Source organism: Syntrophomonas wolfei subsp. wolfei str. Goettingen G311 (genome assembly GCF_000014725.1).
In the GTDB taxonomy this organism is placed as follows: Bacteria; Bacillota; Syntrophomonadia; order Syntrophomonadales; family Syntrophomonadaceae; genus Syntrophomonas; species Syntrophomonas wolfei.
In genome coordinates this window covers 577,406-594,274 of record NC_008346.1, presented here as the reverse complement: position 1 = coordinate 594,274, position 16,869 = coordinate 577,406, and the positions used below count along the sequence as shown (strand labels likewise).

The 16,869-nt window shown below is 46.9% G+C and carries 16 protein-coding genes and 2 pseudogenes; 3 read left to right on the top strand and 15 right to left on the bottom strand.

Features of this window, described 5'->3' with window-relative positions; genetic code table 11:
• Nucleotides 1-46: 46 nt before the first annotated feature.
• Nucleotides 47-1,312, bottom strand: coding sequence for a 3'-5' exonuclease (locus SWOL_RS02560; protein ID WP_011639947.1), 1,266 nt, complete (start codon nt 1,310-1,312; stop codon nt 47-49).
• A gap of 17 nt (nt 1,313-1,329) precedes the next feature.
• On the opposite strand from SWOL_RS02560, the pseudogene SWOL_RS15215 reads away from it, so the two are divergent.
• Nucleotides 1,330-2,213: pseudogene (locus SWOL_RS15215) on the top strand (IS110 family RNA-guided transposase); the annotation flags it as partial.
• Nucleotides 2,214-2,654: 441 nt separating this feature from the next.
• On the top strand, nt 2,655-2,807 hold the full coding sequence (locus tag SWOL_RS14190) for a hypothetical protein (RefSeq protein WP_011639944.1): 153 nt from the start codon (nt 2,655-2,657) through the stop codon (nt 2,805-2,807).
• A gap of 32 nt (nt 2,808-2,839) precedes the next feature.
• Here SWOL_RS14190 and SWOL_RS02550 read toward each other — a convergent pair whose 3' ends face one another.
• The 8 genes and pseudogenes from SWOL_RS02550 to SWOL_RS02520 form a co-directional block, all read right to left on the bottom strand.
• Nucleotides 2,840-3,733: a DNA adenine methylase gene (locus SWOL_RS02550; RefSeq protein WP_011639943.1), complete on the bottom strand. Its 894-nt coding sequence runs from the start codon at nt 3,731-3,733 to the stop codon at nt 2,840-2,842.
• Nucleotides 3,734-3,747: 14 nt separating this feature from the next.
• A pseudogene (locus SWOL_RS02545) lies at nt 3,748-4,509 on the bottom strand (NotI family restriction endonuclease); the annotation flags it as partial.
• A gap of 238 nt (nt 4,510-4,747) precedes the next feature.
• Entirely contained in the window at nt 4,748-5,128 is a 381-nt protein-coding gene (locus SWOL_RS02540; RefSeq protein ID WP_011639941.1) for a sigma factor, read from the bottom strand.
• A 310-nt stretch (nt 5,129-5,438) separates the two neighbouring features.
• The gene (locus SWOL_RS02535) at nt 5,439-5,759 is read right to left on the bottom strand and encodes a HEPN domain-containing protein (RefSeq protein WP_041427297.1); all 321 of its coding nucleotides are present in this window, start codon (nt 5,757-5,759) and stop codon (nt 5,439-5,441) included.
• Nucleotides 5,749-6,078, bottom strand: coding sequence for a nucleotidyltransferase domain-containing protein (locus tag SWOL_RS02530; RefSeq protein ID WP_207635317.1), 330 nt, complete (start codon nt 6,076-6,078; stop codon nt 5,749-5,751). The genes SWOL_RS02535 and SWOL_RS02530 overlap by 11 nt, the downstream gene beginning before the upstream one ends.
• Before the next feature lie 208 nt (nt 6,079-6,286).
• On the bottom strand, nt 6,287-6,445 hold the full coding sequence (locus SWOL_RS14185; protein WP_207635316.1) for a hypothetical protein: 159 nt from the start codon (nt 6,443-6,445) through the stop codon (nt 6,287-6,289).
• 213 nt (nt 6,446-6,658) lie between these two features.
• Nucleotides 6,659-6,883, bottom strand: coding sequence for a hypothetical protein (locus tag SWOL_RS02525; protein WP_041427295.1), 225 nt, complete (start codon nt 6,881-6,883; stop codon nt 6,659-6,661).
• A complete protein-coding gene (locus tag SWOL_RS02520) occupies nt 6,870-7,346 on the bottom strand; it encodes a PIN domain-containing protein (RefSeq protein WP_011639938.1) in 477 nt (158 codons plus the stop codon). The genes SWOL_RS02525 and SWOL_RS02520 overlap by 14 nt, the downstream gene beginning before the upstream one ends.
• Before the next feature lie 563 nt (nt 7,347-7,909).
• Here SWOL_RS02520 and SWOL_RS02515 point away from each other — a divergent pair.
• Nucleotides 7,910-9,970, top strand: coding sequence for a DNA topoisomerase III (locus tag SWOL_RS02515; RefSeq protein WP_011639937.1), 2,061 nt, complete (start codon nt 7,910-7,912; stop codon nt 9,968-9,970).
• Between the two features lie 46 nt (nt 9,971-10,016).
• Here SWOL_RS02515 and SWOL_RS02510 read toward each other — a convergent pair whose 3' ends face one another.
• From SWOL_RS02510 to dnaK, 6 genes are all read right to left on the bottom strand, one after another.
• Nucleotides 10,017-10,325, bottom strand: coding sequence for a type II toxin-antitoxin system RelE/ParE family toxin (locus SWOL_RS02510; protein ID WP_011639936.1), 309 nt, complete (start codon nt 10,323-10,325; stop codon nt 10,017-10,019).
• Complete coding sequence (locus SWOL_RS02505) at nt 10,318-10,581, bottom strand: type II toxin-antitoxin system Phd/YefM family antitoxin (RefSeq protein ID WP_011639935.1); 264 nt, start codon at nt 10,579-10,581, stop codon at nt 10,318-10,320. The genes SWOL_RS02510 and SWOL_RS02505 overlap by 8 nt, the downstream gene beginning before the upstream one ends.
• Before the next feature lie 358 nt (nt 10,582-10,939).
• Nucleotides 10,940-13,534 carry an ATP-dependent chaperone ClpB gene (gene clpB, locus SWOL_RS02500; RefSeq protein ID WP_011639934.1) on the bottom strand — a complete coding sequence of 865 codons (2,595 nt, stop codon included), beginning with the start codon at nt 13,532-13,534 and terminating at the stop codon, nt 10,940-10,942.
• Nucleotides 13,535-13,539: 5 nt separating this feature from the next.
• Nucleotides 13,540-13,818 (bottom strand): chaperone modulator CbpM, encoded by a 279-nt coding sequence (locus tag SWOL_RS02495; RefSeq protein ID WP_011639933.1) that lies wholly within the window; start codon nt 13,816-13,818, stop codon nt 13,540-13,542.
• Complete coding sequence (locus tag SWOL_RS02490) at nt 13,815-14,837, bottom strand: DnaJ C-terminal domain-containing protein (RefSeq protein ID WP_011639932.1); 1,023 nt, start codon at nt 14,835-14,837, stop codon at nt 13,815-13,817. Before SWOL_RS02490 ends, SWOL_RS02495 begins: the two co-directional genes overlap by 4 nt.
• A 15-nt stretch (nt 14,838-14,852) precedes the next feature.
• Nucleotides 14,853-16,724 carry a molecular chaperone DnaK gene (dnaK, locus tag SWOL_RS02485; RefSeq protein ID WP_011639931.1) on the bottom strand — a complete coding sequence of 624 codons (1,872 nt, stop codon included), beginning with the start codon at nt 16,722-16,724 and terminating at the stop codon, nt 14,853-14,855.
• Nucleotides 16,725-16,869 lie beyond the last annotated feature (145 nt).

Here is a 16,869-nt window from a genome sequence, read left to right as displayed (position 1 = left end):
TAGACCGTGTTCATACAATGAAAGGTCTCCTCGCACTTTCTTCTCATCATAGAAATCGTTTCTGAACTCCAGCGGAAGTAAGTAGGTTTTCAATCCAAGCAACTGTCCGACCTTGATCTTTGCACAATGTAAAGAAGGCTCTTTGACGCGCACGGGTAAAAGCCACGAAAAATGAATTCAGTTCTTCCATACGGTTGGGTGTAAGGCTCCACCAGGTCTGATTGTCGAGGCCACAAAAAATCATAGTATGAAACTCAAGGCCCTTGCTCTTATGGATCGTCATAAGTGCGGTTTGACCTATTCCCTCGAATTCATCAAGTGTACCTGACCACGTTTCAGTGTTAACGAGGCACTCCCGCAAGAGCAGCAGAAATCCATTCCAGACACGATCAAAATCATGCTGACGTTGATAGGAAGGAAAAGCTCGGCGTAGGACCTGATCTCCAATGAAATCGAGGGCTGCACGCGTGATTTCAGTTGCAGAATCTGGTTCGGGTTCAAGATGCTGCATTGTTCGCCGAATCTCGCGGGTAAACACTTGAAGGCGCTTCTGTAGACGCCGTAGTCCTTCCTCATCATTTGGTTCAACCGCTTCTAGAAACTGTAAATCCCGCAAGGAAGCGTTCCAGTTCTCAGGACTTCTCTTTGTTGCGCCAAGTCGCAGTAGCCGTAATAGTATCTGTGTCAATTCTTCTCCTAACAAGTCCTGGATAGCAATGTCCCCCACAGTACGGGCGACATTCCGCAATCTGAGACCATTCGCTTCGAATGTGGGTGAAAGCTGACTTTCCACTAAATCAGGGCGCATGCGCACGAGAATAGCTACGTCATGCGGTTCAATACAGCCCGCCTGAACCTCGCCCTCGATCCATTTTGCGAGATAATCGCTTTGCATATCCTCGCTCGCAAACTCCCAAATCCCCGCAATATCACCGTCAACCAACCGGTCAGCGCGAGCCTCGGGCTCTTCGACGTTAGGATCTATCCTGCTGGCAATGACGTGTTGAATCTGGACAAGGTCCTCATGTGAGCGCCAATTGAAGATCAGAGAAATCCTTAGTGCATCAAATTGCTGCTCGAACTGGCTGAAAGCGTCTGGCATAGCGCCCGCCCACACCATGATTCGCTGCTTGTCATCCCCCACAGCAGTGAAGATAGTCTCACTGCCATCAAATGCGGTATGTAGAAGCTGAAACTGAGCAAAGGTTGTATCCTGAAATTCATCGAGAAACACGACCGGATATGTGAGATGCAAGGCTTTGAGAATTGATGGGTTCTCCCGAATTAGCAACTCGACAAGCCGGTTGATCATCGGAAACGAAAGAAGAGCATGGCAGCTTTATTCCCAAGCGGGAACAGCGTGAGCTCAAAGAGCTCGTACGCTATCGCCGAAGCATGGTGCAGGAGCGTGCCAGGGAATTGAATCGTATTCAAAAAGTTCTTGAGGGAGCCAATATCAAATTATCTTCTGTGGTAAGTGAGATCGATGGTAAGTCTTCTCGTGATATGCTTACAATGCTTGCCGCTGGATGTAACGATGCAAAAGCTATGGCCAATAAGGCACGAAGGCAAATGCGTAAGAAAATCCCTCAGCTTGAAGAAGCTCTACATGGTTTCATGGGCGAACATCAACGGCTCATGCTGGATTCAATGTTAAAACATATTGATTTTCTTGAAAGCCATATTTTACTACTGGATAAGGAAATTCACGAGAAAATGGAGCCGGTCAGTGAACAAATCACCCTTATTGATTCTATTCCCGGAATTGGAGAACGCAGTGCTCAGGTTATTATCGCTGAAATTGGTACTAATATGAACCAATTCCCCTCTGCTGCTCATCTTGCTTCATGGGCTGGAATATGCCCCGGAAACAATGAGAGTGCGGGAAAACCCGCAAGGGAAGCGATATTCTGAAAGCTACATTAATAGAATGTGCCAAGGTGGCCGGCCATCTAAAAAACACTTATTTTAGCGCCCAATACTCCAGAATTGCAGCAAGGAGAGGTAAAAACCGTGCTACTGTAGCGGTAGCTCATGCTATCCTCACAATTGTGTATCAAATGCTCAAAGCAAACGTCCTCTATCAGGAACTCGGGCTGGACTTTTTTGAACAGCGACGAAAAAACGAGATCGTAAAAAAATCCATAAAACGGCTTGAAGCTTTTGGGTATACCGTTACCATTGATCAGCAAATCGGGATAAGTACAGCTTAGGCAACAATTTAATTTTCAAAGAGCTTTTTTCACGCTCAATCATTTGCTTGAGTCTAGTGTTTCTTTGGCTTTTTTAGCCTTCAATGTTATATAGTTTTCAGGATAGACATTAAACAAAGGAACCAAGAACAAAACATTGCATATCTTAGCTTCTATAACTCAATCCAACATTTCCGCACAATTCCCTATTTGTTAGCATAGTAATCATTGAACAAACAAACAACCGCATTTTTCCTTCATATTCCCCTATGTATTGTCATAATATAATAATTTTCGTTAATAATGCCACAAATATGTGATTCGTAATCAGGTATTGTAATTAATTTACTCCTATCGAACCCCTCTAAAATAATCAATCAGGCCTTACCCAACACAATTCCCTACCTACTTTCAACATTAGATGGAAATCATCTGGACGGAATTACCATAGCCGATCCTTTTATGGGTGGGGGAACTCCGGTTCTGGAAGCTAACCGCCTGGGCTGCAAAATCATCGGCTGCGACATTAACCCCATGGCTTACTGGATTGTAGAGCGGGAACTGGCGGACCTGAACATTGAAGAGTATCGGCGGGCAACTTGCAAGCTAACTTAATCCCTCATGGCCGAAGGCTAAACCTAATAATGTCATGGAACTAACCATTCCAAACTTCTACTTATTAGCAATTCCTTCATTACCGCATTGCGCCTATTCTGCATAGGTATTGGTTTAAATTCAAAATGGTGGTCTTTTGCTAAACCCCTTACTTCATCAGAAATCTCATAAGTCATAAGAAATTTTCCTGGGATTTTACTTGCAAGCTCAAATAATTTAGGATGATCTATAACAGAATGTGTATATAATCTTCGGCCGGCTGATTTTCCTCCAGCAGTATAAGGTGGATCGAAAAAGAATACGGCATGGGGATTATCGATGTATTGATTACAAACATCAAAACCATCACCCTGAACAAAGGTAATTATTTTACTTAGTTTTGAAATTATATGAAGCCTTTTTTTAAGGGTTTGGGGATACCACCGAGAAGCAAGACCCTTACCATTTTCCCCATGTTTAACTATCCCTGCACCCGGTGCCAGTATTCCTCCGTGACTTATTCTATTTCGCAATATAGTTTGAAAAGCTTTTTCCTTATTAGACTTGGCAGGTTCTAATAAAACAGCCTGTATGTTTTCAGCCGTTAGTTTAAAGTTGATTATTCGCTCTATTAACCATTCTACATCGCCTGCAAAAATAGTATGCCAGACGGCAGCAACATCTTCGTCAATCTCTGACATAATAACTTTATCAGCTAACCCCTCATAGGCCACAGTAAGACTAACAATACCGCCTCCTGCAAAAGGTTCAATAAAATATTCTGGCTTATATCTAAGATTAGACAACCAGGTCTTTATGTAAGGAATTAACCAGGTTTTTCCGCCGGGATATCTAAATGGACTTAATTGGGTTACTTGAGCTACATTTATTATTTGGTTAGGGTTAATTGTAGGTTCATCTACAAACAAAGATGCTTGTTTAAGCAATTTATGAGTCCTCCTTAGAGCAGCATATCCATGGTTTTGTTGATATCATCATCATTAATTTCCATCTTCTCAAGTTTTTTATCCAATTTGCCCTGTAAAACTTCAATGAAATCATCTATTAGTCCCGATTCAGGCGTTACTATGCGGTCTAATGAATTCTGAAATAATGTATAAATAGTATCTGTATGTACAAGATTATATCGATTTGTTTCCTGTTTAAGTTCTATATCATAAATTAGCCATGCTATTTCAGCTTTATCAGCAGAAACTCTGGGGAGCTGAGGAAGAGTTGAAAAAAAGCCTGAATGCAAAGCTACTGCTATCTTTTTACTCCAAACGTTGAGAATCTTACCTTTATAGATTAGTTGCGGCACAAGTCTTTTCCGGGATGAGGAAAGATAGTCGGGCCGGGGATAGTTGGGTTTACTTAACCAATCCATGTTGTACATCAGTTCTGGTTCTTGAATATAAGCCTCAAATGGGCGGCGAATATTCCCTGAAATATACACTGATTGAATCTCTAATGCACCAAAATCGGTAATTTTACCATAATCATCATACGCAACTAATACAATATCTATATTGCCCGCTGTATGCCCGTTTATATCGTTTAGTCGTACCTCAGTAAGTGTAGTCCACTTTGTCCCCGGAGAAAAGAAAAATGAGGCAGCATCAATAGTAACCATCCATTCTTGGCGAAATCTAATAGGGCAAACAATAGCGGTATTAATACCCTCTCTTATGGTACATACTCCTAAAGGGCTATTTGCCTTGTCTTTAGTGCAATTTGGAACTTAATTATTATAAGGGCAAAGACGATTATCTCTATACTTAACTGCCTTTTCGGAAAAATTATCTACCGGAAACCCAAATACCTCAAGTAATGGATGTTTCAAATCCGACAAGTCTTCCTCTTCCCTTCACCTTTATTAAACTTTTGTTAAAGTACCTTCTACAGTAAAATAAAAAACTCCTGCCAGATGCAGGAATTTTGGGATTTATAAATAATTATATCTACCAATAAATTCCGCCCGGAGCTGACATTGAAACTTCGTTATCAATACAGCGAGCGGCATAAGTAGCCAGTCTTACCCCCCGTTCAAAATTATAAGTCCTAATAGCTTTGATCGGACCAATGGTGCCAATGGAGATTAAGTCCTCCAGATCTTCTCCACTGCTTTCATATTTTTTCACTACATGGGCCACCAGGCGGAGGTTATGTTCAATCAAAATGTTCCGTGCTTCTTCCCCTCCCCTTTGCATTTCCTGCAAGCACTTGCGCTCGTCCTCTTCGGAAAGCGGTTGGGGAAAAACCTGGTTATTGAGATAGGCAAACAGGCACAAACTGCCTTTGAGGATTCCGGTAATAGCCAGAGCCCACAATAGGAAGGACAAATTACCACCTCCAAATTCTGCGCTCTATACTATATGAGGTTGCTAAACAAAATGTGCCTTAATCTGACATGAAAATTTTGGGGAGTAAATGGCAGGGAGGAGTCTCTCTCAGCAGGAGCAGATGGCTCCACGTGTATTCTTATTCTAATCGAAGAAGCCAATTATTATTTTGTGGCTACCAAAAATCCACTCCTTAGCTGCTTTGTCCATTACCTTCACATTCCAATTATTAACACAATGTTATTTGCTAATCTTAACACTAATATATTGATAGAATCGCTCTGCTATCCTGATGCATTCTTCTGCTTCCTCAATCTGATACTTCCAATGGAAAATCAGCTGGATACCTGGTTTCAATATAATACTGATTCACATAGGCACATTCCTTTAGAAACTCTTTGAAATATGGCTCATAAGCTATCGCTTTCTTACACAGAAAAATCAGGCTGTGCCCTTCCTCCAGTTCACCTGTATGATAAAGCAAATATCCCTTCAACGCCTTTTCTATAGCTTGCTGGCTGTGAAAAGCGACATAGTCATTACCGGCCTCATATTTCTTCAATATCCCAGCAGCTTTGATATCGGCAGCACTTTTTCTTACCCAATCGAGATATCGCTTGCTATCCACCATATATTTCAACTCCTCTTTTCCAAACTAGACTGGCAAAGCTGGTACTATCTTGTTTGCTGCTATCCCATTCGTCCGGAGTGTAAACAATAATATCCATTGGTCGGGTGCTTTCAATATTAAGACTCATTTCCACGGCCAAAGCTCTTTTGTTTTCGGTCTCCTTGACAATACACAAGTCTATATCACTTTTCCTGCCAGCCGTTGCTTTGGCCTGTGATCCAAAAAGGATTATTCTTAAAGGCCGATATTTTTCTATTAACTGGTTTTTTATAGATTCAATTTCCTGGCTGTCAATCACAAATACGACCTGGTTTCCCAAACTATATATTTCTATATAGCCTGGCGTTCTATCGACTATAGAACGGGTAGCTCACAGGATTCGCTACCTAAAGAGTGTTTGACTACAAACCCCATTGCCAGTAAGAAATTTTAGTCCCTTACCGTACTGCAGGGCTACGGGGGTTACCCGTCTCCTTTAGTCACCTGCCAGTGCCTTTCCTTCCAGGTGGCTCCCTCTGGCAGTTATCCTACGCTACCAGAAACGCAGGTTTTTCACCTGCCTTTCTTAATTTGTTGATGGTAATGTTCGCCACATGCCATTGTGACCAGTGGTGTTTGTTTTTTTCTCTAATCTCTTGGGGCAGAATATCTCTTACTGCTTCAGTTTTTCTGAGTATCCATATCAAGGTTATCCGGCAAAAATAATGACCGTTTTTTCGGATTAATTCTATTTGGTAAGGTTGCCCTGTTGTTAGGTAATCCAATACTATCTGCCGATAGTTGCGCCCATTAATAGCTCCAGTTTTAAATATTTATCTCATCAGGGTCTCAAAATATTCTATTCCCGTTTCTTTATCATCTAACTCCCGCAGATAGCTTATTGTTCTAAGGATATACCCCTATTTAACGCTTTCCCAATTTTCCTTTGCGTTATCATATATTTTATCTAAGGACATATCTTTAAAAAGCTCATCCTCTAATTCTAAATAGTCCTGCTTGCTTATCCCCTCAGAACAACGTATAAACCTTAGGAATCCAGAATAGCCTAATTCCTTTATCAATGCCCTAGAACCTTTTTCTATTATTTCTTTGTCTGTAAATTTAGTTCTTTCATTCAATAACATTAATATCCATCTCCTTTCTAAGAAAATCTACAGGATTATATAATTTTATACTTCCGATTGTGTCTTTCAAACTATCCCTGTTTTTTTCTACTGTTCTTATAAATTTATCATCACACGTTATAAAGTAATCGCAATCACTATATACGGCAGATGCCAGATGTAATGCATCTTTGTCTTTGGTATTCGAGCCTTTTACTATCTCTTTTGCTATTAATTTAATTTCATCATCAGGTTTTATTGTTTCTTTACACAAAGTGGATATTTGTCGAATGTACGGTTTTCTCTCAATAAAAAAATTTCTATTGTTTTCATACTCCAAAATAAAGGACCATACTAATTCATAGTCCCCTTTTTCAACGAGTTCAAACAAGATATCTATTGCCATAGATTCAAAACGTATCCTCATTTGCGTTTGATCATCAAATACTCTATTGTATATATTCATATCAAAATATATCTTCATACCTTATTCTCCCAATTTATTCATTCCCTCCAGTTTACAGTTTATTCAAGTATAATTAATTTGTTTATGGATATCAACAATCACAATTTCCTCTCCCCTCAGCCCCTATAGGCAACATATTGTTCTGCCATCCTATAATGTCCCGCGATAGACGGTATAAAATTTCCCAAAGCACGAGTTAAACAAGTTCGAGGACTTTATGCATCAGGCCAATGGTAACTACCATCCTAATGATGTCCAGTAATAGATGGGGTAATAATTCGGGCCGTTAATTTATAGGTTGGAACCTTTCATAAAACCCTGGTTTAATATTATGTTCGCAGCAGGCCGACATGGCAACGGGTCCTGGGAGCTACCGGAGCACGCTGGTATTTATGCTATAATAGTAGCAGCATCGAGTGAGGAGTGAGGGGTAAGGTGTGAGGGGTTTAAGTTATTTCCTACTATATCTTACTATTCAAGCGCTACTAACTCACTTTTCATCAGTGCTTGTGGACCCCGGCCATGGGGGGTTAATTAAGTTTACCCCTGGCAAAACTATTAACGAATAGAGGTATAAGCTCATGAAGTCTCTGGTTTTGGCGGAGAAACCCAGTGTGGCCCGGGAGATAGCCCGGGTTCTGCAATGCAGCAAAAAAAGCAAAGGCTATATTGAAGGACCGCGTTATGTGGTAACCTGGGCCCTGGGGCATCTGGTCACCCTGGCGGAGCCGGATGATTACGATAAAAGATTGAAACAGTGGCGGATAGAAGACCTTCCCATGCTCCCGGAAAAAATGAAGCTCAAAGTTATCAAGCAGACCTCACATCAATTTCAGGTAGTCAAGGAACTTATGAAAAGGAACGATATTGAAGAGCTGGTTATCGCCACCGATGCCGGGCGCGAAGGGGAACTGGTAGCCCGCTGGATCATGGAAATGGTTCGGTGGAGAAAACCTTTCAAAAGGCTGTGGATTTCCTCGCAAACTGATAATGCCATCCGGGAGGGGTTTGCCCGTTTACAGCCGGGAACGCAGTATAACAGCCTGTATGCGGCCGCAGCCTGCCGGGCCGAAGCGGACTGGTTAATCGGACTTAATGTAACCCGGAGCTTGAGCTGCAAATTCAATGCCCAGCTCAACGCCGGCCGGGTTCAGACCCCGACCCTGGCTATGATAGTAAAGCGGGAAAAGGAAATCAAGGCTTTTGTTCCGCGCGACTACTGGACCATCAGAGCCGACTTCGGCGATTATTATGGGGACTGGCGCGGTAAGGACGGGGGACGGATATTTGATTACGCCCGGGCGGAAGAGATACTATCCCGCATCAAGGGCCGAATGGCTGCGATAAAAGAGGTAAAAACTGAGGCCAGGAGCGAAGCACCGCCCTTGGCCTATGATTTGACCGAGCTGCAGCGGGAGGCCAACCGGCGTCTGGGCTGGTCAGCGCAGAAAACCCTGTCCATACTGCAGGAGCTCTACGAAGTGCACAAACTGGTAACCTACCCGCGTACCGACTCACGCTATATCACCGATGACATTGTTCCTACTCTGCCTTTGCGGCTGAAAAGCATGGGGGTGGGGCCCTATGCGGACCTGGCCCATCCCCTGCTGCAAAAGCCCCTGAAGCCGGGCAAACGGCTGGTTGATAACAGCAAGGTAAGCGACCATCATGCTATTATTCCCACCGAACAACCCTTGCAACTTAAGTCTCTCAATGAAGAGGAAAGGCGCCTGTATGACCTGATAGCCCGGCGCTTCCTGGCGGTTCTCTACCCCCCGTACCGCTATGAGCAGACTACTATTATAACCGTGGTCGAGGGGGAAAACTTCCATTCCCGGGGCAAGGTGGAGATTGACCGGGGCTGGCGAGCCGTACAGGCCGTCCCGAGCGATAAGGACGAAAAAGATGAAGAGCAGTTGCCGGAGCAAACCCTAGCCCGGCATAAGAAAGGAGAAACGCTGGAGGTCAAGTCCGGCAAAGCCAGCAAACATAAAACCAAAGCCCCGGCTCGCTATACAGAAGCCACTCTCTTAACGGCCATGGAGAATTGCGGCAAGCTGGTGGAAGATAAAAAGCTACGCGAATCCATCAAGGGCAGTGGCCTGGGCACCCCGGCCACCAGGGCGGAGATTATCGAAAAACTTATTCGCACCAGCTATATTGAGCGCCAGAGAAAAGAACTGGTTCCCACATCCAAAGGTATACAATTGATGGACCTGGCACCCCCTGACTTGCGTTCACCGGAACTGACGGCCCAGTGGGAGCAAAGGTTGGCGGAAATTGCCCGGGGTCAGGGCAAAAGACTGGATTTTATGGCGGATATTCGCCGGGATACGGTGCAGCTGGTGCAGAACATTAAGAGCGACAGCAGCAGTACCTACCGGGCAGATAATGTGAGCAAAAGCAAATGTCCCCAGTGCGGGCGTTTCATGCTGCTGGTTAACGGCCGGAAGGGTAAAATATTGGCCTGTCCCGAGCGTTCCTGCGGCTATCGCCAGCCGGAAGCGGAGGACTTCAGCGGTAAGGGAGGCAACAGCCGGGCCAACCGCAGGCTCATGGCCAAATACAGCAATCAGGAGGAACTGGAAACCAATCTGGGTGAACTGCTCAAAGCCGCCCTGGCCAAAAAAGAACAAGGCTAGCCAGTCATAACCTATGATGCAATTGAGAAGAGAGCAGGGTACCTGGCTAAAATATTCTCTTTATATAGTCGGTGCTTGTATGCACAATATGACTGACAAAAACAACATCATTTACCACATGATAAAAGCAGAGATAATCTTCGATAATGAGCACTCTGTACCCGGCATCTGCTATCATCTTTGCATGCGGAACCATCCCCATTTCAGGAAAATCTGCTAACTTTTCGATAGCGTCCAAGATACGACTGGTAATCTTACGAGCGGAAGAAGGCCCAATTTTCATTTTATAATAAGCTGCTATATCTCTGAGTTGAAGCCGGGCTTCGTTCAGCAGCTCAACCTTTAGCTTACTCATTGTAAATTTCCTCTAACTCGAAGCGAAGCGCAGAAGTAGTGAAGGTCGGGGAGCCGGCCAGACGGTTACGTTCAGCGGCAATAAGCTGCTGAAGCAGTTTAATTTCAGCCTCCCGTTTTTCATACATTTCAATCGGTAAAAAGACCATTTCGCCTTCGCCGTTACGAGTAATATAGATGGGCTCGGCTTTTTCGTGTGCTAATTTGACGAGACTATCATAATCATTCCTGAGCGCGGAAGAGGACTTTATTAACATAACAATGGCTCCTTTCGCCGGATAAAATCAGGACAATACATTTATTTCTTTATTATTATACACTAATTTCTTTATTATGAATAGCAATAAGGTCATCTTGGGGAGGGATATTGCTGGCATGCGGCCGGCAATATCCCTCCCCTTCTTTAAAGCATCGGAAGAAACTGCGAAGCAGTTTCAACACACCGCTGCAACGAGGCGGGGGATTAGAACCCACCACCTGTTTTGTAAATAGGAACCCTACCGCTTAAAGAAGCGGGGGATATATTTCACCTCGTTATAATGTCCACGCTACTATTTATAAGCTTCATTTTTCCAGCAAAGCTTCTAATTCTCCCTTTCTTATCCTATCTGCTCATTATCCTATCTTCAGTGCTATCTTCCCGCCTTCGGCGGAGATAATTACTTCACCCTCATTTCTGATTTCGCCTTTTACCATGGCCCGGGAGAGAGCGGTCTCGATTTCGTGCTGGATGAGACGCTTCAGCGGCCGGGCACCATAAGCCGGGTCATAGCCTTTTTCCGCCAGATAATCCAGGGCTTTTTCATCCCATTCCAGGCTGGCTCGCGTGTTCTGACGAAAGCGCAAGGCCAGTTTCTGCAGCAGTATTTCGGCTATCTCCTTGATCTGTTCCGCTCCCAGAGCATGGAATACTATTATTTCGTCCAGGCGGTTTAAGAATTCGGGGCGGAAATTCAAGCGCAGCAACCCCAGAACCCGGTTTTTCATGTCTTCATAGTCCCCGCCGGCCTGCTGGAAGTTAAGTATTTCCTGGCTGCCGATGTTGGAGGTCATTATGACAATGCTGTTGCGAAAATCCACCACCCGGCCTTTGCCATCGGTTAATCGACCGTCATCCAAAATCTGCAAGAGGATGTTAAATACATCGCTATGGGCTTTTTCGATTTCGTCAAACAATATGACCGAATAGGGCTTGCGCCTTATGGCTTCAGTCAATTGTCCTCCTTCTTCATAACCTACATAACCCGGAGGGGCGCCAATCAAGCGCGCTACGCTGTGCTTTTCCATGTATTCCGACATATCCAGGCGGATGATGTTTTTTTCATCATCAAACAGGGCTTCGGCCAGGGCTTTGCTCAACTCGGTTTTGCCTACCCCGGTGGGACCCATGAATATAAAGCTGCCAGCAGGACGGTTGGGGTCTTTCAGACCGCTGCGGGACCTGATGACGGCATCAGCCACGGCATTTACCGCTTCTTCCTGTCCCACCACCCGCTGATGCAGTATTTCCTCCAGGTTCATAAGCTTCTCTTTTTCCCCCTCCATAAGGCGGCTGACCTGAATCCCGGTCCAGCGGCTTACTACCCGGGCAATATCTTCTTCATCCACTTCTTCTTTAATGAGCGCGCTGTGTTTCTCTTTTCCCGCCAGCAATTCCTCTTCCGCCTTGAGCTTCCTTTCCAGCTCGTTTAAGCGGCCGTATTTTAATTCGGCAATACGATTGAGGTCGTATTCCCTTTCCGCTTTTTCCATTTCGTAGCGGCAATCCTCGATGTCGCGTTTCAACTGGCCTACCCGCGAAATGGCTTCCTTTTCCGCTTGCCACTGGGCCTGCATCACTTCCGCTTCGCTCTTCAAATCCTGCAGCTCTTTTAAGAGGTCCTCCAGCCGTTCCCGGGAGGCCTCGTCCTTCTCCTTGCCCAGGGCCGCGGCTTCAATTTCCAGCTGCATAATGCGCCGGGTGATTTCATCCAGTTCCGCTGGCATGCTGTCTATCTCCGTGCGCAGGCGGGCGGCGGCTTCATCCATAAGGTCTATGGCCTTGTCCGGCAGGAAGCGGTCGGAAATATAGCGGTCGGACAATACGGCGGCTGCCACCAGGGCGGAATCCTGTATACGCACCCCGTGGTGCACCTCATAGCGCTCCTTTAGACCCCTTAATATGGAAATAGTATCTTCCACCGAAGGGGGATTCACCATAATGGGCTGGAAACGCCTTTCCAAGGCGGCGTCTTTTTCTATATGTTTACGGTACTCGCTGATGGTGGTGGCTCCTATGGCCCGCAGCTCGCCCCGGGCCAGCATGGGTTTCAAGAGGTTGCTGGCATCCATGGCCCCTTCTGCGGCCCCGGCTCCCACCACTGTATGCAGTTCATCGATAAAGAGTATAACCTGCCCGGCGGAGTCTTCTACTTCCTTCAACACCGCTTTCAGCCTTTCTTCAAATTCACCCCGGTACTTGGCCCCGGCCACCAGGGAACCCATATCCAGCGCCAGCAGTCTTTTATCTTTCAGGCCTTCCGGTACATCCCGGGCCACAATCCTGCGGGCCAGCCCTTCCGCTATGGCGGTTTTGCCTACCCCGGGCTCACCGATTAAAACCGGATTATTCTTGGTACGCCGGGATAATATCTCGATAGTCCTTCTTATCTCCTCATCCCGCCCAATTACCGGGTCCAGCTTGCCCTCGCGGGCCAGGCGGGTCAAATCCCGGCTATAGCGCTCCAGGGCCTCATAACTGTCCTCGGGATTATCGCTGCTGACGCGCTGGGAACCGCGGATGCCGTGCAAAACCTGGAAGATCCCTTCCCGGGTTAATCCCGCCTTCTGCAGCAGATCCTTCAAGTCCGGTTCCCCTTCCTCCAACAGGGCCAGCAGAAGGTGCTCCACACTAATATAGTCGTCTTTCAATTCCTGGGCTTCTTTTTCCGCCCGGTTCAATACCCGCCCCAGGCTGCCACTTAAGTAGACACTTCCTTCATAGCCATATACCGAGGGGATTTTATCCAAACGCTGCCCCAGTTGCTGGGTAAAGGCGGGTATGCTGATACCGGCCTGCTGCAGCAGGCGGGGTACTAAGCCACTCTCCTGCTCCAACAGGGCCATCATTAAATGCTTTCCCTGTACCTCCTGCTGCCGTTTCTCCAAAGCCAGGTTCTGAGCCGCCAGCAAAGCCTGCCTTGATTTCTGGGTCAAACGCTCCATATTCACTCATATCACCTCTTTCTCTTCAGTTCTTCGATTTCATCTTCCAGTTCTTCGATACGCTCCAGTAAATCTACAATAATAGCTGCGCCATTAAAGTTAACCCCCAGAAGGTTTTTCAGGCGCATCATCTTATAAATCTTTTGCAGGCCATCAGCTTTAATGCTATCACCGGCCAGCTCTATTATCCCCATTTCTTCCATAATCTTTAATAAATCCGGGTGCAGGTTGAGCCAGCTGAGTGGAATTTCTTCTTCCTTACTATGGTAATAAATCTTTACCAGTCTCATTCGGCTACCCCCCTCTCCGCCTGACGGGGAGCACGCAGCTCTGCCAGTTGACGATAGAGTTCCTTTTCCTCTTCCGACAGGTCGCGGGGGAGGTCAATCTTAATCCGGGCATAGAGATCTCCGTTTTCCCCCTGGCGGGCGGGCATGCCCTTGCCTTTTAGCCGTAGTTTCTGCCCGCTGCGGCTTCCCGGCGGGACTTTAAGCGTCAGCTGGCGATCCAGAGTGGCCACAGTAACCCGGTCTCCCAGAACGGCCTGCTCCGGCCGCAAAGTGATTTCCGTTTCCAAATCCCGGCCCCGCAGCGTAAAAACAGGATGGGGGAGGATATGAACCTGGAGATAGAGGTCACCCCGTTCGGCTCCGCCCAGCCCCTCTCCTCCCTGGCCTTTGAGGCGGATGCTACTGCCCTCGTGGACACCGGGAGGTATCCTTACCTGCAGGGTCCTGGCCTCGGAAATACTACCGGTACCGCCGCAGCGCCGGCAAAATCCCCGGCCCACAAAGCCGCTGCCCTGGCATTCCGGGCAGGCGGCGGCCGTGGACAGGGTTATGGACTTGCTAAGCCCGTGGTAGGCTTCCTCCAGGCTCAACTCAATAGTACTCTCTATGTCCTGCCCCCTGACCGGAGCACTGCGGTAAGAGGCTCTCCGGCTTTGGCGGCCCGGCTCTGCGCCAAAAAGGCTGGAAAAGAACTCGCTGAAACCCTGCAAGTCCTCCGGGTCTATATTACTGCTGCGATAGAAAACCCCATCCCCAAAACCGGAGGAATCCACCCGCTCGCCGTTTTTCCAGTTGGGGCCCAGGCGGTCATAGAGAGCCTTTTTTTCCGGGTCACTGAGTACTTCATAGGCCTCATTAATTTCTTTGATTTTTTCTTCGGCTTCCTCCCGCTTTTTGCCGGAATGCAAATCCGGATGCCACTTGCGGGCCAGCTTGCGGTAGGCCGCCTTTATCTTTTTGGCGTCGGCATCGCGCTCCACACCCAGGATTTTGTAATAATCAAGGTACTTAACTGCCATTTGGGCCCCTCCATTTTAGTTCTCTTCAAACTCGGCATCCACTACCTCAGCATTCCCCTCTGCAGCCGGGCCGCTTCTATCCGGCCCCGCAGCTGCGGGCTCTATATTATCCAAGCTATAGGCCGCCTGCCCCAATTCATCAATCAGCTCTTTCAGCTTATCCAAACCTGCCTTCTCCTCCAGGACTTTTTTGAGCTCCTGTAAAAGTTCCTCTATACGAGCTTTTTCATGCAGCGGGAGCTGCTCGCCCACCGCTTTCAACTTGCGCTCCACCGTATAGCAGAGGCTGTCACCCTGGTTCATTACCTCCACTTCCTGACGCCGTTTCTTATCCTCCTCGCTATAGGTCTGGGCATCTTTAACCATACGGTCAACCTCAGCCTTATCTAAATTAGAAGAACCGCTGATAGTTACACTTTGTTCTTTCCCCGTAGCCTGATCGCGGGCGCTCACAGTCAATATGCCATTGGCATCAATGTCAAAACTGACCTCGATCTGCGGAACACCCCGGGGTGCCGGGGTAATACCCTCCAGCTTGAACTGACCCAGAGAACGGTTGTCCCGGGCCATTTCCCGTTCTCCCTGCAGTACATGAATATCAACCGCCGGCTGCTTATCCTCGGCCGTACTGAAGATTTCGCTACGGCGGGCCGGAATAGTGGTATTGCGTTCAATTATACGGGTCATTATTCCTCCCATGGTTTCCACCCCCAGGGAAAGGGGCGTTACATCCAAGAGCAGTACATCTCTGACTTCTCCAGCGAGAACTCCGGCCTGAATAGCTGCTCCAACGGCTACAACTTCATCCGGGTTGACCCCCAGGTTGGGTTCTTTTCCGTTTAATTCCCGCACCAGCTTTTGCACCGCCGGTACGCGGGTGGAACCCCCTACCAGTATTACTTCATCGATATCACGAGCCGAAAGTCTTGCATCGTCTAAAGCCGCTTTCACCGGTCCCCGCAGTCGTTCCAAATCTTTATGGATTAAATCCTCAAATTTGGCCCGGGACAGCTTCATGTCCAGGTGTTTGGCTCCAGAGGCATCAGCCGTGATAAAAGGCAAGCTGATGCTGGTCTCCAGCACGCTGGAAAGCTCTATTTTAGCCTTTTCCGCTGTTTCTACCAGCCTTTGCAAAGCCTGTTTGTCTTTCCGCAAATCTATGCCATAATCTTTCTTGAATTCTTCGGCCAGCCAATCCACAATAGCCTTGTCAAAATTGTCCCCGCCCAGGTGGGTATCACCGTTGGTGGACTTAACCTCAAACACGCCGTCACCCACCTCCAGGATAGAGACATCAAAAGTTCCTCCTCCCAGGTCAAATACCAGAATAGTCTGGTTGGCCTTTTTATCCAGACCATAAGCCAGGGCGGCTGCGGTCGGTTCGTTTATTATCCGCAAAACATTAAGCCCGGCAATACGGCCGGCATCCTTGGTAGCCTGCCGCTGGGCGTCATTAAAGTAGGCAGGAACAGTAATTACCGCATCCTTGACCTTCTCTCCCAGGTATTGGGAAGCGTCCTCCACCAACTTCTTTAAAACCATGGCGGAGATTTCTTCCGGAGCCAGCAGCTTGTCCCGGCTTTTGAAGCGAACAGCATCATTGGGTCCGGATACTACCGTATAGGGAAGCAGCTTGCGCTCGCTTTCCACCTCGGAATAACGCCGGCCCATAAACCTCTTGACCGAATAAAAAGTGTTTTCTGGATTTAAAGCTCCCTGGCGCCGGGCAATCTGCCCCACCAGTCTTTCATTGTTGTCCTTAAATGCGACCACCGAAGGGGTGGTGCGGTTGCCTTCAGCATTCACTATTACTACCGGGTCCCCGGCTTCTATAATGGCTACCACTGAATTGGTGGTCCCCAGGTCTATACCCACTGCTTTAGCCATCTTATCTCCCTCCTTCATTAACTGAGCTTTAGCTTCTTTTTTCTGTTATTTCCAATAGTCTCTAAGATTATTATAACGGCCTTATGGTTAATAGTCAATAAAGGTCAAAGATAAATTTGCTACAAAAAAAGAGACTCTCTTTCTG

Bases quoted from the DNA above. Each gene is read 5' to 3' on its own strand.
- SWOL_RS02560 (WP_011639947.1), bottom strand. From the start codon at position 1,312: ATGATCAACCGGCTTGTCGAGTTGCTAATTCGGGAGAACCCATCAATT.
- SWOL_RS14190 (WP_011639944.1), top strand. From the start codon at position 2,655: ATGGGTGGGGGAACTCCGGTTCTGGAAGCTAACCGCCTGGGCTGCAAA.
- SWOL_RS02535 (WP_041427297.1), bottom strand. From the start codon at position 5,759: ATGGTGGATAGCAAGCGATATCTCGATTGGGTAAGAAAAAGTGCTGCC.
- SWOL_RS02525 (WP_041427295.1), bottom strand. From the start codon at position 6,883: ATGTTATTGAATGAAAGAACTAAATTTACAGACAAAGAAATAATAGAA.
- SWOL_RS02520 (WP_011639938.1), bottom strand. From the start codon at position 7,346: ATGAAGATATATTTTGATATGAATATATACAATAGAGTATTTGATGAT.
- SWOL_RS02515 (WP_011639937.1), top strand. From the start codon at position 7,910: ATGAAGTCTCTGGTTTTGGCGGAGAAACCCAGTGTGGCCCGGGAGATA.
- SWOL_RS02510 (WP_011639936.1), bottom strand. From the start codon at position 10,325: ATGAGTAAGCTAAAGGTTGAGCTGCTGAACGAAGCCCGGCTTCAACTC.
- SWOL_RS02505 (WP_011639935.1), bottom strand. From the start codon at position 10,581: ATGTTAATAAAGTCCTCTTCCGCGCTCAGGAATGATTATGATAGTCTC.
- SWOL_RS02495 (WP_011639933.1), bottom strand. From the start codon at position 13,818: ATGAGACTGGTAAAGATTTATTACCATAGTAAGGAAGAAGAAATTCCA.
- SWOL_RS02490 (WP_011639932.1), bottom strand. From the start codon at position 14,837: ATGGCAGTTAAGTACCTTGATTATTACAAAATCCTGGGTGTGGAGCGC.
- dnaK (WP_011639931.1), bottom strand. From the start codon at position 16,724: ATGGCTAAAGCAGTGGGTATAGACCTGGGGACCACCAATTCAGTGGTA.